Origin of the sequence: Streptomyces olivochromogenes, from assembly GCF_001514115.1 — a bacterium.
In the GTDB taxonomy this organism is placed as follows: Bacteria; Actinomycetota; Actinomycetes; order Streptomycetales; family Streptomycetaceae; genus Streptomyces; species Streptomyces olivochromogenes.
The window spans coordinates 47,649-63,711 of record NZ_KQ948489.1 but is presented as its reverse complement, the minus strand read 5'-3'; the positions used below and the strand labels follow the sequence as shown (position 1 = coordinate 63,711).

At 69.9% G+C, this 16,063-nt stretch carries 13 protein-coding genes and 2 pseudogenes; 7 read left to right on the top strand and 8 right to left on the bottom strand.

Going from position 1 to position 16,063, the window contains the following annotated elements; genetic code table 11:
- The coding region (pdhA, locus tag AQJ27_RS48575; RefSeq protein ID WP_067384823.1) for a pyruvate dehydrogenase (acetyl-transferring) E1 component subunit alpha at positions 1–1,146 on the bottom strand (1,146 nt) is incomplete at its 3' end.
- 380 nt (positions 1,147–1,526) lie between these two features.
- On the opposite strand from pdhA, the gene AQJ27_RS48570 reads away from it, so the two are divergent.
- The 3 genes from AQJ27_RS48570 (at position 1,527) to AQJ27_RS48560 (ending at position 3,958) form a co-directional block, all read left to right on the top strand.
- Positions 1,527–2,195, top strand: a complete 669-nt coding sequence (locus tag AQJ27_RS48570; RefSeq protein ID WP_067384820.1) for a response regulator — start codon at positions 1,527–1,529, stop codon at positions 2,193–2,195.
- A gap of 136 nt (positions 2,196–2,331) precedes the next feature.
- Complete coding sequence (locus AQJ27_RS48565; protein WP_067384818.1) at positions 2,332–2,754, top strand: pyridoxamine 5'-phosphate oxidase family protein; 423 nt, start codon at positions 2,332–2,334, stop codon at positions 2,752–2,754.
- A gap of 103 nt (positions 2,755–2,857) precedes the next feature.
- Positions 2,858–3,958, top strand: coding sequence for a phosphotransferase (locus AQJ27_RS48560; RefSeq protein ID WP_067384815.1), 1,101 nt, complete (start codon positions 2,858–2,860; stop codon positions 3,956–3,958).
- Positions 3,959–4,091: 133 nt separating this feature from the next.
- On the opposite strand, the gene AQJ27_RS48555 is transcribed toward AQJ27_RS48560, so the two are convergent.
- Complete coding sequence (locus AQJ27_RS48555) at positions 4,092–5,663, bottom strand: protein kinase domain-containing protein (RefSeq protein WP_079065882.1); 1,572 nt, start codon at positions 5,661–5,663, stop codon at positions 4,092–4,094.
- Positions 5,664–6,097: 434 nt separating this feature from the next.
- Between AQJ27_RS48555 and AQJ27_RS48550 the strand changes: the two genes are divergently transcribed.
- Positions 6,098–7,738, top strand: coding sequence for a protein kinase domain-containing protein (locus AQJ27_RS48550; RefSeq protein ID WP_067384812.1), 1,641 nt, complete (start codon positions 6,098–6,100; stop codon positions 7,736–7,738).
- A 105-nt stretch (positions 7,739–7,843) separates the two neighbouring features.
- Here the strand turns inward: AQJ27_RS48550 and AQJ27_RS48545 are convergent, their stop codons facing one another.
- Positions 7,844–8,386, bottom strand: coding sequence for a bacterial proteasome activator family protein (locus AQJ27_RS48545; RefSeq protein ID WP_054234194.1), 543 nt, complete (start codon positions 8,384–8,386; stop codon positions 7,844–7,846).
- Between the two features lie 156 nt (positions 8,387–8,542).
- Here AQJ27_RS48545 and AQJ27_RS48540 point away from each other — a divergent pair, with 156 nt between their 5' ends.
- On the top strand, positions 8,543–9,016 hold the full coding sequence (locus AQJ27_RS48540; protein WP_067384809.1) for a hypothetical protein: 474 nt from the start codon (positions 8,543–8,545) through the stop codon (positions 9,014–9,016).
- Positions 9,017–9,050: 34 nt separating this feature from the next.
- On the opposite strand, the gene AQJ27_RS48535 is transcribed toward AQJ27_RS48540, so the two are convergent.
- Together AQJ27_RS48535 and AQJ27_RS48530 are read right to left on the bottom strand one after the other, a co-directional pair.
- A complete protein-coding gene (locus AQJ27_RS48535) occupies positions 9,051–10,040 on the bottom strand; it encodes an NAD(P)H-quinone oxidoreductase (RefSeq protein ID WP_067384806.1) in 990 nt (329 codons plus the stop codon).
- Between the two features lie 113 nt (positions 10,041–10,153).
- Positions 10,154–10,846, bottom strand: a pseudogene (locus tag AQJ27_RS48530) (potassium channel family protein); the annotation flags it as partial.
- A gap of 262 nt (positions 10,847–11,108) precedes the next feature.
- On the opposite strand from AQJ27_RS48530, the gene AQJ27_RS48525 reads away from it, so the two are divergent.
- Positions 11,109–11,597: a GNAT family N-acetyltransferase gene (locus AQJ27_RS48525; RefSeq protein ID WP_067384857.1), complete on the top strand. Its 489-nt coding sequence runs from the start codon at positions 11,109–11,111 to the stop codon at positions 11,595–11,597.
- A gap of 139 nt (positions 11,598–11,736) precedes the next feature.
- Positions 11,737–12,846, top strand: coding sequence for a potassium channel family protein (locus AQJ27_RS48520; protein ID WP_067384803.1), 1,110 nt, complete (start codon positions 11,737–11,739; stop codon positions 12,844–12,846).
- A gap of 621 nt (positions 12,847–13,467) precedes the next feature.
- Here the strand turns inward: AQJ27_RS48520 and AQJ27_RS54120 are convergent.
- The 3 genes and pseudogenes from AQJ27_RS54120 to AQJ27_RS48510 all read right to left on the bottom strand — a co-directional run.
- Positions 13,468–13,641 (bottom strand): annotated as a pseudogene (locus AQJ27_RS54120) (ion channel); the annotation flags it as partial.
- A 62-nt stretch (positions 13,642–13,703) separates the two neighbouring features.
- The gene (locus tag AQJ27_RS48515; RefSeq protein ID WP_067384800.1) at positions 13,704–15,095 is read right to left on the bottom strand and encodes a molybdopterin molybdotransferase MoeA; all 1,392 of its coding nucleotides are present in this window, start codon (positions 15,093–15,095) and stop codon (positions 13,704–13,706) included.
- Positions 15,092–16,045, bottom strand: a complete 954-nt coding sequence (locus tag AQJ27_RS48510; RefSeq protein WP_067384797.1) for an NTP transferase domain-containing protein — start codon at positions 16,043–16,045, stop codon at positions 15,092–15,094. Before AQJ27_RS48510 ends, AQJ27_RS48515 begins: the two co-directional genes overlap by 4 nt.
- Between the last annotated feature and the right edge of the window lie 18 nt (positions 16,046–16,063).

Here is a 16,063-nt window from a genome sequence, read left to right as displayed (position 1 = left end):
GGCGAAGTGGTCCGGGTCCGGCATGGCGCGGACGACTTCGCGTACTCGTTTGCCCAACGCCTCGCTCTCGGCCTCAAGTTCCGCGAAGAATCCCTCGTCCGCGTGGTTTGAAGCCTCCAGGTACGTGCGCAGGCGCAGGATCGGGTCCTTCGCCTCCCACGACTCGCGCTCCTCGTCGGCCCGGTACTTGGTCGGGTCGTCGGAGGTGGTGTGCGCGCCCATGCGGTAGGTGTACGCCTCCACGAGGGTGGGGCCCTCGCCGCGGCGGGCCCGCTCCAGCGCCCACTTGGTGACCGCGAGGCAGGCCAGGACGTCGTTGCCGTCGACCCGGACGCCCGGGAAGCCGTAGCCCTGCGCGCGCTGGTAGAGCGGGACGCGGGTCTGCTTCTCGGTCGGCTCGGAGATCGCCCACTGGTTGTTCTGGCAGAAGAACACGACCGGGGCGTTGTAGACCGCGGAGAAGGTGAACGATTCAGCGACGTCGCCCTGGCTGGAGGCGCCGTCCCCGAAGTACGCGATCACGGCCGAGTCCGCGCCGTCCTTGGCGATGCCCATGGCGTAGCCGGTGGCGTGCAGCGTCTGCGAGCCGATGACGATCGTGTACAGGTGGAAGTTGTTGCTGTTCGGGTCCCAGCCGCCGTTGTTCACACCCCGGAACATGCCGAGCAGGTTGGTCGGGTCGACCCCGCGGCACCAGGCGACGCCGTGCTCACGGTAGGTCGGGAAGACGTAGTCGTCCTCGCGGGTGGCCCGCCCGGAGCCGATCTGGGCGGCCTCCTGGCCGAGCAGCGAGGCCCACAGGCCCAGCTCGCCCTGGCGTTGCAGGGAGGTGGCCTCGGCGTCGAAGCGGCGGGTCAGCACCATGTCCCGGTACAGACCGCGCAGGTCTTCGGGGGTGATGTCGGCGACGTACGGGTCGTACGTGGCGTCCTTGACCCGCTTGCCCTCCGGCGTCAGCAGCTGGACGAGCTCGGGACCGGGGCCCGATGCGCCAGGTGCGCCGGGTACGCCCGGTGACTTCTTGCCGGCCGCGCTGGTGCGCTTGGTCGCGGCGCTCTTCGTACCGGTCGTACTGGCGCCGCTTTTCGCAGCGGTCGTACCGGCGCTGCGTCGCGGCTTGCGCGCGGCAGTGCTCTCCACGGTCACGTGTGCTCCTCCGTCGGTCCGGCCCCCGGGGTTGCCGGGTGGCCAGTGCGGCTCGCCTGTTCCAAGTACCCGTGCACGGGGTGGGTGCACTCGGCCGGGAACAGGCGTGACAGGTGCCCCGGCGAGCGCCCTGCAACGGCCACGTTACCCAGTGCTCCACAATTCTGTGAAACCCCTCCTGACCTGCGTTTTTGCTTGGACTTCCCACTATTTATTAGTCGGATTTCCAAGTAATGCACGCAGGTCGGGAACAGTCGCTGGTCACAGCACTGGTCACAGCCTCGCAGGGGGCCGGAACACGGGCACGTTATCCCGGTCACCCCGGGCACGGGAAGAGTTCACCCCGGGCAGAGCCAAGGGTGGCGTGTGACACTGACTTTGTGCCCGAAAGCCGAAAAATTACCGTATTTCTCCTCGACGATCACGAAGTGGTACGCCGTGGTGTCCATGAGTTGCTTTCGGGTGAGGACGACATCGAGGTCGTCGGCGAGGCCGGCACGGCGGCCGACGCGCTGGCGCGGATCCCGGCCGCGGCCCCGGACGTCGCGGTCCTGGACGTACGGCTCCCGGACGGCAGCGGAGTGGAGGTCTGCCGCGAGATCCGGTCGCAGAATCAGGACATCAAGTGCCTGATGCTGACATCCTTCGCCGACGACGAGGCGCTTTTCGACGCGATCATGGCGGGCGCGTCGGGCTATGTGCTGAAAGCGATCCGCGGCGCCGAACTGCTCTCGGCCGTACGCGATGTCGCGGCCGGCAGGTCGCTGCTCGACCCCGTGGCCACCGCCCAGGTCCTGAAGCGGCTGCGACACGGCGGCGGCGGTGCCAGGAACGGCGACAAGCTCGGGCACCTCACCGAGCAGGAGCGCAAGGTCCTCGACCTGATCGGCGAGGGGCTCACCAACCGTGTGATCGGCGAGCGTCTGCATCTCGCCGAAAAGACGATCAAGAATTACGTGTCGAGCCTGCTGTCCAAACTGGGTATGGAACGGCGCTCCCAGGCCGCCGCCTATGTGGCGCGCATCCAGGCGGAGAAGCAGCACCACTGAGTGCGGCACCGAAGAACACGGGCCGCTGAGTGCGGCGCCGCCGATACCGCCCTACTTGCAATTCGGGACCTTTGGCCCCTCTTCAAGGGGCGGGTGCCTCTTTTTCGGGGCCTTCAGGGTGTCGGAAATTGGAGGCATGCCCATCGACGAAGAGCTCGCCGTGGAACTCCTCGGCCGAACCGACCACGGCCGGTTGGCGGCCAGCCTGCGTGCCATGCCCTTCCTCGCCCTCGCCCGCCACATCGTGGTGGACGGCCGCGTCCTGCTGCGCCTGCACCGGGGCTGCGGCTACCACCGGGCCTGCCTCGGGAGCGTCGTCGCCTACGGCACCGACAACCTGGCTTCGGCAGGGCCCGGCGAGAGCGTGTGGTCCGTACAGATCGTGGGCCGGTGCGAGGCCGTGGAGCCGACCGAGTCCCAGCGCGAGCTGTTCGGACCCGCGCCGCGGTTCATGGACGGCGAGCCCTTCGACCCGGTCCATCTGAGCATCGAGCCCCAGTTCTCCACCGTCCATTCCGCGGACGATGCCATGGAACGCCAGTTCCGGCGCACCCTGTGACTGTCCCGTGATCGAAGACGACTGTCTGTGACAAACGCGAGGTCAGAGGCCCGGCTCGTGCCCTAGCATCTGGCGCGTGCCGCGCCTATCCGCACCACCCCCGGTGTCTCACGCGCCCCCTCTGGGCGCCCTCCTCCGCCAGTACGCCGCCGGGTCCGCGCTGACCTGCGACCCCGTCGATCAGGGGCTGCTCAACCGCAGCTACCGGCTGCGCACCACCCGCGGCCGCTACTTCCTCAAGCACCATTTCGACCCCGAGACCGCCGACCCGGTCGCGATCGCCCGCCAGCACCGGGCGACCCTGCGTCTCGCGGACCTCGGCGTCCCCGTCGCCCCGCCGCTGACCGGCACCGACGGGCGCACCGTCGCCGTCATCGGGGGCCACGCGTACGCGCTGCACCCCTGGATCGACGGCCGGCACCGGCACGGCGGCCAGCTCACCACGCAGCAGTGCGCACGGCTGGGGGCGCTCCTGGGTGTCGTCCACGCGAGCCTGGAGCGGGTGATGCCGACGCAGGGCCGCACCCCGGCGAGACCGGCCGACGTCACCGGGGCGACGGAAGGCCCGGCGGGAAGGGGAGGCTCGGCGGGGGCCGGCGCGGGAGGCTCAGCGGCGGCGGAAGGGGTGGATCCGGCCCGGGGAGCCGACCCCGCCGACACCTTCGCACTCATCGACCGCCTGCTCGCCCGGGTACGCCGCCACCGCCCGTACGACGCCTTCGACGAGCTGGCCCGGCACCGGCTCCTGGAGCGGCGCGCCCTGCTGGAACGGCATGCCGACCGACGGCCCCCGCAGGGCGGCTCGGTGGGCTGGGTGCACGGCGACTTCCACCCCTTCAACCTGCTCTACCGCGACGGCGAACCGGCCGCGATCGTCGACTGGGACCGGCTGGGCGTCCATCCCCGCGCCGAGGAGGCCGTACGCGCCGCGGTGATCTTCTTCGTACGTCCCGTCGGCGCGCTGGACCTGGCGAAGGTACGGGCCTACGCGCGCGCGTACCGGCGTACCGCGGGCGCCGGCCCCGCCGAGCTGGCGGCCGCCGTGCACCGGGTGTGGTGGGAGCGCCTCAACGACTTCTGGATGCTGCGCTGGCACTACGAGCGCGGCGACACCCGCGCCGATCCGCAGTTCCCGGCGGCCTCGGCGCTGGCGGTGTGGTGGACGCGGGAGTACGACACGGTGTGCGAGGCGTTCGCGGGCTGATCGCCGACACCGGTCGGGGGAGACACAGCGGCCGGGGCGCGAACACCGCGACCGGGGGGAGGGAAACACCACGCGCGCGTGGCGCCCGTTTCGGGCTTCACGCGCGCGTGGGGGGCGTTTCCGTCGGTGTCCCTCAAGGGTTCTGCGAGCTGCCCTGGCTGTCGCCGCCGCCGTCGGTGCCGTCCGTCGGATCGGCCGGCGTCGTCGGATCCTGGCTCTCGGTCGCCGGGTCCGAAGGCGTCGTGTCCGTCGGCGTCGTGGCCGTGGCCGGGTCCGACGGCTGGTCCGAGGGCTGGCTGCTGTAGCTCGGGGACGGCGTGTACGAAGGCGTGTAGTTCGAACCGCCGCCCGAGCTGGTGTTGTCGTCCGTGGAGTCGTCCGTCGGAGTGTCCGTGGCGCTGTCGCTGGGACTCGCGCTGGGCTGGTCGTCCTTGGCCGACGGCGTGGTGGTCGGCGACTGGGTCGTACCGCTCCCGCCACCACCGGTGCCACTGGTGTTGTGCAGCGCGAGCGCGACGCCCGCCGCGATCGCGATCACCGCGAGGACCGCGAGGATCCACAGCTTGCCGCGGCCGCTGCCGTGGTTGCCGTGCCCCTCGAAGCCGCCGTCGTCCCCGCCGCTGCCGTACGGCGGGATGATCGGCGCCGGGATCTGTGTGGTGCCGGACTCACCGGGGTGCGGCAGCGCGGTCGTACCCGCGAAGCCGGACGCCGGAGTGTGGAACCCCTCGTGCATGGCAACCGGGCCGGTGTTCCAGGTGCCGGTGTGCCCGCCCTGGTCGTACAGCATCTGCAGCCCGTACTGGACCAGGCCGCGCATCTCCTCGGCGGTCTGGAACCGGTCGTCCGGCTCCTTCGCGAGGGAGCGCATGACGAGCCCGTCGAGCTCCGGCGGCGCCCCCTGCGCGACCTCGGAGGGGGGCACCGGGATGTCCTGGACGTGCTGGTAGACCACCGACAGCGGCGTCTCGCCGGTGAACGGGGGCCGCAGCGCGAGCAGTTCGTACAGCAGACAGCCGGTCGCGTACAGGTCGGAGCGGTGGTCGACGGCCTTGCCGAGGGCCTGCTCCGGGGAGAGGTACTGCGGTGTGCCCATGACCATGCCGGTCTGGGTCATCGTCGACTGCGCGCCGTGCAGAGCGCGCGCGATGCCGAAGTCCATCACCTTCACCGCACCGGTGTTCGTGATGATCACGTTCGCCGGCTTGATGTCGCGGTGCACGATGCCGTGCTGGTGCGAGTAGGCGAGCGCCTCCAGGACACCGGACACGATGATCAGCGCCTGCTCGGGCCCGGGGGCCTCGGCGTTGATCAGCAGGTCGCGGATCGTGCGGCCCTCGACGAGCTCCATCACGATGTACGGCACGGTCGCGTGGCCTACGACGTCCTCGCCCGAGTCGTACACGGCGACGACGGCGTGGTGGTTGAGTCCGGCCACCGACTGCGCCTCACGCGTGAAGCGGGCCTTGGACACCGGGTCCTCGGCCAGGTCGGAGCGGAGCAGTTTGACCGCGACGGTGCGCCCGAGGCGCACGTCCTCGGCCGCAAACACCTCGGCCATGCCGCCCCGGCCTAGTCTGTGGGTCAGCCGGTATCGGCCATCCCCCACAAGTCCGCCGTTACCCCACATCTCCGGCGCATCTGACATACCGCCGCCAGTCGCCTCGGGGTCGGACGGGCCCTGAGCGCGCTGCTGCTGTGCCATCAGTCCTCGCCGTCGTTTCTGCCCGCGGTCTGCGCGGTGGTTGTTACGGTCTCCGTCGGGCCACGCTACAGGCTTCGCGCAAGGCTCCGGCCCGAGATGGAAGTGAGATGGACCGGCCATGAAACCTGTCCAGGGTGTCGGCGTGCAAATTCTGTGTACCGCTCGTACGGCACCTGTAACGCTTCCGCGACGCTTCTTTCGCAGACGGTCACGGAACGGGCACCGCGCTTGACGTGTCAGTGCCCTACGGCAGACTTGGCCGGGAATCAGCCAACGATCACCGAGACACAGATCGATCACAGCACGGACTCGGACGGACTCGGTGCGGATCACAGCGCAGTTGACCGCGCGGATCACCGCACGACCACGCGGAGCGCGTGCAGGACAGCTCGCAGCACAGGCAGAACAAGCCGCGCCAATGGGGGACGCAGAACATGAGCCAGGACGGCGCACAGGGCCGGTACGCGGGACGCGCGGTCGCCGGCGGCCGCTACCAGCTGCGTGATCTGCTCGGCGAAGGCGGCATGGCCTCGGTGCACCTCGCCTACGACTCGGTGCTCGACCGCCAGGTCGCGATCAAGACACTGCACACCGAGCTCGGCCGCGAGCAGGCCTTCCGCGAGCGCTTCCGCCGCGAGGCCCAGGCGGTGGCGAAACTCACGCACACGAACATCGTCTCGGTCTTCGACACCGGCGAGGACGAACTGGGCGGCATGACGACGCCGTACATCGTCATGGAGTACGTCGAGGGCCGCCCGCTCGGCTCCGTGCTCGACCAGGACATCGCGCAGTACGGCGCCATGCCCGCCGACAAGGCCCTGAAGATCACCGCGGACGTGCTGGCGGCCCTGGAGATCAGCCACGAGATGGGCCTGGTCCACCGGGACATCAAGCCGGGCAACGTGATGATGACGAAGCGGGGCGTCGTCAAGGTGATGGACTTCGGCATCGCCCGCGCCATGCAGTCCGGCGTCACCTCGATGACGCAGACCGGCATGGTCGTCGGCACCCCGCAGTACCTCTCCCCGGAGCAGGCGCTCGGCCGGGGCGTGGACGCCCGGTCCGACCTCTACTCCGTCGGCATCATGCTGTTCCAACTGGTCACCGGGCGGCTGCCGTTCGAGGCCGACTCGCCGCTGGCCATCGCGTACGCGCATGTCCAGGAGGAGCCGGTCACGCCCTCCTCGATCAACCGCTCGCTGCCCCCGGCGGTGGACGCGCTGATCGCCCGCGCGCTGAAGAAGAACCCGAACGAGCGTTTCCCGAGCGCAGAGACCATGCGCGACGAGTGTCTGCGGGTGTCCCAGTCGCTGCAGGCCGCCGCGCCGAGCATCGTGCCGGGGGCCAGGACGTCGAGCGGAGCGGGCGTCGGCTCGGCCGTCTTCCCGCCCGTCGACCAGGCGATGCCGGCCCCGGGTCCCGTACAGACGCCGTACCAGCCCAATCCCTACGGGGCACCGACCCCGCCGCCCGCGCCGTCCCACGCGTACGGGTATCCGCAGCAGGGGGGCTACCCGACGCCGGGGGCCCCGGTGTACGCCCCCCAGCAGGGCATGTCGACCCCGCCGCCGTACCACCTCACGCCCCAGCCCCAGACCTCCGTCCCGGGCGGTCCGGGCGGTTCCGGTGGCCGCAAGGGCAACAAGGCGGTCGTCGTCGGCTCGATCGTGGTCGCGCTCGTCGCGATCGGCGGTCTGATCACCGCCCTCGCGCTGAACAACGGTGGTGGCGGCGACAACCAGGGAGGCGGCGGCAGCAGCCCCTCGCCGTCCGTGGTGGCGGGGCACAAGGGTCCGGACACGTCGAAGACGATCGACAAGGAGAAGTGCACGTCTCCGCAGGAGTCGTACAACGACCCGAACAAGATCAAGATCCCGGACTTCCAGTACAAGAACCTGACGTCCGTGAAGTCCTGCTTCCAGGCCGCGGGCTGGCAGATGAAGATCAAGCGCGTCGACGAGAACACCTACGGCCAGGACACGATCATGGATCAGTTCCCGTCCGCGGACGAGGACGTCGATCCCAAGAACATGCCGCAGATCGAGCTGAGCGTCTCTTCGGGCAACCCGTCCTGAACCTCCGCCTCCGCACATAGGCGCCCATAACACCCACAAGCGCCTATAAGACAGGCCCGGCACTTCACGTGCCGGGCCCGTTGCGTGAGAAGGGGTCGCCCGGGGCTACAGGTACGGTCCGCCTGAGCGGCCACCCGCGCGCGGGTCCTCGTCGCCGTCCAGGCCGCCGACGCCCGGCGGGAGCGCGCGGCGCATCTGCTCCAGCTGGGCCCTGGCCGCCATCTGCTGGGCGAACAGGGTCGTCTGGATCCCGTGGAAGAGGCCCTCGAGCCAGCCCACCAGCTGGGCCTGCGCGATGCGCAGCTCGGCGTCGCTGGGGGTCGCGTCGTGCGTGAAGGGCAGCGAGAGCCGCTCCAGCTCCTCGACCAGCTCGGGCGCCAGGCCGTCCTCCAGCTCCTTCACGGAACTGGCGTGGATCTCCTTGAGCCGGACCCGGCTCGCCTCGTCCAGAGGCGCGGCGCGCACTTCTTCGAGAAGTTGCTTGATCATGCTCCCGATACGCATGACCTTGGCGGGCTGTTCGACCATCTCTGTCACCGGGACCTCGCGGGAGTCCTCGTCACCGGTGCCGCCGAGAGCCATCCCGTCCTGGCCCACGACCAGGATCTGGGGGTTCTCCGGCGACCTTTCGTTCCTCGGCATCTCCATGCCGCCATTCTCTCGCACACCTCCACCCCATCACGGTGGTGCCCCCCATACAGCGTGATCCACCATCCAGGTGACCGTCGAGATGCCGGGAAAGAGGGGTCATGTGAGGCTTGCCCCATTGATCATGGGACTCCTCACCGGGAGGGGGTCACCCACGTGACTCCACGGCTCACCGCGTTCCGTGTGACCGGACTGCTGCTCGTCCTGACGAGCAGCGCGGTATCCCCTTCGTACGCCGCCACGCGCGCCGTCCCGTACGCGGTGTCGTACGCCGCCGATCCGGCTCCGAGCGCGGGCGCCTCCCGCGCGGGGAGCAGCGCGGGCGAGGGCCGTACGCATCCGGGGCGCGAGGAGTCCCCGGCACGGGACGAGGACGGAAGCCGCGAGGACACCGTGCCGACGTACACGGACCGCGACCCCGACGAGGAGAACGCCGCGTCGGACCGCCCGGAGGCGACCGGTGCCCCCGAGCCGTCGCGGCCCGCGGCCGTCCCCGTCCAGCACAACGAGGTCGGCCCGGCGACCCCTCCCGAACCGGTCCTCAAGATCCTGCCCCTCGGCGGCGGGCTGATCCTCATCGGCCTCGGCCTGGGCCTCGCCTTCCTCGCCCTGCGCCTGCGCCGCGGCTGAGCGGATCGCCCGAGGACCTGGTCCTTTCCTAGTCCTAGTCCTTGCCGGGGACCACGAGGAGGACCTTGCCGATGTGGCCGCTCTCCTCCAGGACCTGGTGCGCCGTCGCCGCCTCGCTCATCGGCAGCTCCCGGTCGACGACCGGCCGCACATGGCCGGAGGCGATCAGCGGCCACACGTGCTCGCGCACGGCCGAGACGATCGCGGCCTTCTCGCCGAGCGGGCGGGCGCGCAGCGAGGTGGCGCTGATCGCGGCACGCTTCGTGAGGAGCGCGCCGATGTTCAGCTCGCCCTTGGCGCCGCCCTGCAGACCGATGATCGCGAGCCGTCCGTTGACCGCGAGGGCCCGCACGTTCCGGTCGAGGTACTTGGCGCCCATGTTGTCGAGGATGACGTCGGCGCCCGAGCCGTCCGTGGCCCGCTCGATCTCCTCGACGAAGTCCTGCTCGCGGTAGTTGATGAGGATGTCCGCGCCGAGCTCGGCGCAGAAGTCGAGCTTCTCCTTGTTGCCGGCCGTGACGGCGACCTTCGCACCGACGGCCTTCGCCAGCTGGATCGCCATGGTGCCGATGCCGCTGGAGCCGCCGTGCACGAGCAGGGTGTCGCCCGGACGCAGGTGGGAGACCATGAAGACGTTGGACCAGACGGTGCAGGTCACCTCGGGCAGCGCGGCCGCCCGCTTGAGGTCCAGGCCCTCGGGGACGGGCAGCAGCTGTCCGGCCGGGACGGCGACCTTCTCGCCGTATCCGCCGCCCGCGAGCAGCGCGCAGACCTCGTCGCCGACGGCCCATCCGGAGACTCCGGGGCCGATCTCGACGATCCGGCCCGAGCATTCGAGTCCGGGGTACGGGGAGGCGCCGGGCGGCGGGTTGTAGAAGCCCTGCCGTTGCATCAGATCGGCGCGGTTGACGGCGCTGGCCACTACTTCGACGAGAACTTCCCCCTCACCGGGAACGGGATCCGGCACATCCGTCCAGGTGAGCACTTCGGGGCCGCCGGGCTGGGTGATCGTCACTGCCTTCATGAAGCTGACGCTACCCCTGTCACACGGTGAGAGGCCCGCGGGCACCGTCCGCGGCGCGCTCCCCGCAGGCTGGGTGGGTGTCTGCGGGAGTCCGAGGACTCGATCCCGAGGAATCAGTCCTGGGGCAGCGGTCGGCTGTGCGGCGCCATCCGGGTGCCGGGGGTGACCCGCACGATGGTGATCAGCCGGTCGGTCAACTGGAGCTTCCCGATGGCCGGATCGTCGTAGCCGAGCACGCGATGCCCCCGTACGACGCTGACCACCAGGTCGTCCGCCTCGCGTACGCCCTTGCCCACCTCGGCCTTCGCGACCGGCCGTTCCACGATGTCGAGCCCGCTGCCCTGCTGGATGAGGTCTTCCATGACCATGCCGGCGCTGGGGCTGAGCACGGAGAGCCCGAGGAGCCGTCCGGCCGCGCTGGCACTGGTGATGACGGCGTCGGCACCGGACTGCTTGAGCAGCGGCGCGTTCTCCTCCTCACGTACCGCGGCGACGATCTTCGCCCCTCGGTTGAGCTGGCGTGCGGTCAGCGTGACCAGCACGGCCGTGTCGTCGCGCTGGGTCGCGATGATGATCTGCCGCGCCTTGTGGACCTCGGCCCGCATCAGCACATCGCTGCGGGTCGCGTCCCCCACGACCCCGGCGTACCCCTCGGCCGTCGCCGCGTCGACCGCCTTGGCACTGGGGTCGACGACCACGACCTGCTCCTTCTTCAGCCCGGTCGTACAGACGGTCTGCACCGCCGACCGCCCCTTGGTCCCGAACCCGACAACGACGGTGTGGTCGCGCAAAGCCATCCTCCAGCGTTTTCTTGAAAGTACCTTTGGAGCAGGGACAACGACCTTGCGCGGCGGGCCCGTTGGGGCGACTTGGCGGGACAGAACTGGGCCGGTCTGGCCGACTGTCCTTCGAGGTCGCCGAGGGTCCCGCTACCGCTGGTGACGACGCTACTGGCAGCACGGACGCCAAGCCCGCGTTCCGGCCGATGACCGGACGGGACATCAGGAGCCGAGACGCTTTGCACCCCGTGTGATCGGCGTGGATGCTGACTGGCCGGAGGTACTGAAGATGATCGATGTTGTGCTGAAGCTGTCAGCCCGTGATTTGGTGCATGCGGACCTGGCGTCGTGCGGGTGGGCAGGGTCTGACCACCACTTGGCCGGCGTCGGCAAGCAGTTGGAACGCGCCCGGACCGGTGAGGTCGACTACCTGGCGGTCTGCCCTGCAACGGACATCCCAGTGGCGAAGGGCGGCGTCGACTACCAGGTCAGGGAGGGCGTCGGCACTTTGTGGCAGTTGGCGGTCCACCCCGCATTGCAGTCGTGTGGGATCGGCACGTTCCTTGTCGAAGCCGCAGAACTGCGGATCAGGAACCGCGGTCTGCGGCAGGCCGAGCTGGCTGTGGAGGAAGGCAACCCCCGGGCACGTGCGCTGTACGAACGACTGGGCTATGTCGCCTACGACCGTCGGCCGGACTCGTGGGACGAACAAGCCCCTGATGGATCGTTGCGCCGCTACGAAACGATGTGCACGTTGATGCGGAAGGAGCTCTCGTAGGCTCAGCGCCACGGGCGCCACCCTCCACGTTCGTCAGCCATGGTGGAGGCTTCTTCCTCGGGTTCCGCATCGTTGCAGCATCGTCCGAGACCATGGTCACCATGCTGGCTGACTGGATCACCGTCGCAGGGGGCAAGCGATGAACGACGAGAAGCAACCACCCTCCAGGATCGAGAGGTTCTCGATTCTCCGGTCTCTCTGGTACCGGTCGCGGGCCGAGGCTCTGGATGATGCCGAAGCCGGACGTTCCATCACCATGCCCATCGAGAGCAGCGTGCCGCCTCTCCAGCAGGTTCTACGGCGCTTGGCCATGGCCCTGTTGGTACTGGCCGTCACTACGTTTCTCGTCTGGTTCGACCGTGGCGGTTACAACGACAACTCCGACGGCAGCGTCGACTTCCTCGATGCCGCGTACTACGCGACCGTCACCCTCTCGACCACCGGATACGGCGACATCACCCCGGTCAGCGACGCCGCCCGTCTCACCAACATCCTGGTCATCACCCCGCTGCGTGTCCTCTTCCTGATCATCCTGGTCGGCACCACGCTCGAAGTGCTCACCGAGCGCACCCGCCAACAGGTGCGTGTCCATCGCTGGCGCTCCCGCATGCGGGATCACGTGGTCGTCGTCGGCTACGGGACCAAGGGCCGGCAGGCCATCGAGACGCTTCTAGGGCAAGGCATCCGCAAAGACAAGCTTGTTGTTGTCGACCCTCAGCGGAAGACAGTGGAGGCTGCCAGCAGCGACGGGCTGGTGTCGGTCCTCGGAGACGCCACCCGCTCAGACACCCTTCGAAAGGCCGAGTTGCAGAGTGCCGCCCATGTGATCGTTGCCCCTCAGCGCGACGACACCGCAGCATTGGTCACCCTTACGGCGCGCCAGCTCAACAAGCGAGCAACCATCGTCGCCGCAGTGCGGGAAGACGAGAACGTCCCGCTGCTGAGGCAGAGCGGCGCGGACGCCGTGATCACGAGCTCCAGCTCAGCCGGCCGATTGCTCGGGGTCTCGGTGGTCAGCCCCGCTGCGGCCCAGACACTTGAGGACCTCATGGCCCGGGGCAGCGGGTTGGACCTCACAGAACGCCCCGTGTCACAAGACGAGGTCGGGCGGTCACCCCGAGGGTGTGTGGATCCTGTCGTGGCGGTCGTACGCAACAAGAAGGTGCTGGACTACACCGATCCCCAGCTCGGGAACCTCAAGCTTGGGGACCGCCTCGTCACGATCAGCCGGGCAACTCACCTGAGCTGAAGCTCCGTGGTAGATCTGCCAAGCGTTGTCCCACCCAGTCCGTGACCCCAACGGGTGAATCTTCGCTCCTGGCCGTCGTAGAAGCTCCCGATACCACTACCGTACCGAGTACGGCGAGAGCCGATTAATTACTGGCGGCGAATTCCTGAAGCCGACGCAACAGGAAACGTCGCAGGACTTCGTCTCGGAAGTCACAAGCAACCGGGGCGACATCCTAGATTCGATGTTCAAAAAGGTAGATGACTGCTTTTCAGTCGTCTATTACTGAAGTTCTGCGTCGGCAGAGCCTCAGCTCTTAGTCGCACGTGTGCGCGTAAGCGTCCACGTGGTGGCCAAGGCTGAGGTCTGCCATGCCCCCAGCTAGGCCACCATGTTTGGAAAGGTCTCAGCTGGTGGATGGATTCCTCATTTTGGCAGTACTCGCCGTTTTCGGCGTGCTCGCCATTTTCATTTGGCCATTGAAGGGCTTCGTACAACAGCTACAGGACTTCCTCGATGCCCTCCCTGGCTTCTTCGCCTCATGGCATCGTGCGCGCCGGGCCATGCGTGATCCTGGCGAAAGGGAGACATCCCTCAATGACGCAGAGCCGGGGGAATCCTCACGATGAGCGGCCCAGACCAGCTCAACCATCGGGCTCGCAGTTCCACCTCGCGGGTGCGTTCCGTGAGGACCTCGAGCGTGGTGCCGACCAGGATGATCAGGAACAGCACGCGCAGCGGCGTGATGACGAAGATGTTGGTGAGACGGGCGGCGTCGCTGACCGGGGTGATGTCGCCGTATCCGGTGGTCGAGAGGGCAGTTTCACGTGAAACACTCCCCGATCCGGCTCACCGCCCGGTTCCCGCCCCCACTCATCTCAGGCATTCCCCATACCGGCCAACACCCAGGGCAGATCGAGGAGTTCCAGCTCCTGCCCCGGACGGGCGCCGCCGGGTGGTACGACCGCGAGGGCGTCGGACGCCGCGATGCCCCGCAGCATGGCCGGACCGTTGTAGTGCAGCGGCACGGCCCGGTCGGCACGCACCACGACGGGGATGAGCCTGGTGTCGTACGGGTGCCCGTGGACCGCGTCCCCGAGGGGCAGCGTGTACGGCTCCGGGGCCGCCCGACCTGCCAGGATGCGCAGGAGAGGCTCGGCGAGCGTCAGCAGGCCGGAGACGGCCGCCAAGGGGTTGCCGGGCAGGCCGACGAGGTGCTGGTTCTCCTTGGTGCGCGCCAGGACCATGGGGTGGCCCGGGCGGACCTTGACGCCGTCCACGAGGAGTTGGGCCCCGATGCGGCTCAGGGTGGGGTGGACGTGGTCGACGGGGCCCGAGGCGGTGCCCCCGGTCGTGACGATCAGGTCGGCGTCGGAGCGGGTGATCGCCTTGTGCAGGGCCTTGGCGTCGTCGCCCAGCCTGCGTACCGCGAGGACCTCGGCACCGAGCGAGCGCAGCCAGGGCGGCAGCATCGGGCCGAGCGCGTCCCGGATCAGGCCCTCCTGGGGGAGCCCCTCGGTGAGCAATTCATCGCCTAGGACGAGGACTTCGACGCGGGGGCGGGGGATCGCGGTGAGGGTGTCGTATCCGGCGGCCGCGGCGAGGCCCAGCACGGCGGGGGTGACCAGGGCGCCGGCCGGCAGGAGCTGGTCACCGCTGCGGCACTCCTGGCCACGGGGCCGGATGTCCTGGCCGTGCACGGCCTCCCGGGTGGCGTGCAGCCGCCCCTTGTCGTCGAGGCGCCCGTGCTCGCTGCGCAGCACGGCGGTGGCGTCCTGCGGGATGCGCGCGCCGGTGGCGATCCGCACCGCCTCGCCGTCGATGAGCGGCTCCGGCTTCGCGTGGCCCGCGAGTACCCGCTCCTCGCGGAGGTCCCAGGGGCCGGGTCCGGCGACCGCGTAGCCGTCCATCGCGGAGGTGTCGAAGGAGGGGAGGTCGGTGAGCGCGGCGAGGGGGGCGGCGAGGACCAGACCGAGGGCCGCGTCCAGGGACACGGAGACGGGGGCGCGCCGCGGGACGGAACGGGCGGCTCGCTCGGCGGTCGTACGGGCCTGGGGCCAGGGGGTGGCCCTGTGCCCGTCGCCCTTGCGCTTGGCGCTGTCGGGGGCGTGGGTGCGGCTCTCGCTCTCCGATGTGGGCGCGGGGACCGCGGGGGTGCCGTGGCCGTGCCGGGGGTCGGACGTGCCTCGGGGGTCCTTGACCAAGGCCAGGGCCTCCTCCACGTCGAGGTCGTCGGCGTCCTGACCGGGCCGGGCGCGGGGCGCGTTCATCCGGCGTCGGGGGTCGGCTTGGCTTCGGAGGTCGGCTTGGCGTCCGAGGTCGGCTTGGCGTCGGGGGTGTCCTCGGCCGCCCAGCGGAGCGCGAGCGCCGCGGCCTTGCGGGATGCCTCCGCGACGGCCTCGGGGCCTCCCCCGGCCTGTGCGGCGGCGTACCCCACGAGGAACGTGGTCAGCGGTGCCGCGGGCCGGGCCACCCCGTGCGCGGCGTCGCGGGCCACGTCGAGCAGGGCGCCGGTGTCGACGTCCAGGTCGATGCCCAGCTCGTCCTTGACTGCGGAAATCCATTCATCCAACACGTTCCCATGCTCCCTGATGCGGGCCCGGGCGGCGGCGATGTCCTCCCAGGTGTCGCAGTCGAAGGACGCGACGGGGTCGGAGATGCGGGTGAGGTCGAGCACGGCGGTGAGCCGCCGCAGCGGCAGCCCGGTGACTCCGCCGTGGGCGACGGCGAGCGCGGCCAGTTCCCGGCGCAGGACGTCCGCGCGGTAGGCGGCCACGAGCGGCTGGTCGCGGCCGTCGGGGTCGGTGAGCAGCACGCCGTCGGCACGCGCCGGACCCTGGGGGGCGTCGCCCGTCCGCAGGGCTTCCAGCAGGCGCCCTACCGTCGCCTGGTCCAGGAACGGCAGGTCGGCGGAGAGCACCACGACGTGTTCCGCCGAAATGTGCCGCAGACCGGCGTCGAGCGCGGCGAGCGGCCCCCCGCCGGACGGCTCCTCGCGCGCCCACTCCACGGGGCGCGCGGTCTGCCTGGGCTCGGCGACGACCACCGTGGTGGTGGCGGTGGCGCAGGCGGCGAGCACCCGGTCGAGCAGCGGGCGCCCGCCCACGCGCAGACCGGGCTTGTCCGCTCCGCCGAGCCGGCGGGCGGCGCCGCCCGCGAGGACGACGGCGTCGTACGGGGCGGCGGGGTCGGGGGTGCCCGGTGGCTCGTACGCGGTCATCCCCCGAGTATGCGTGCC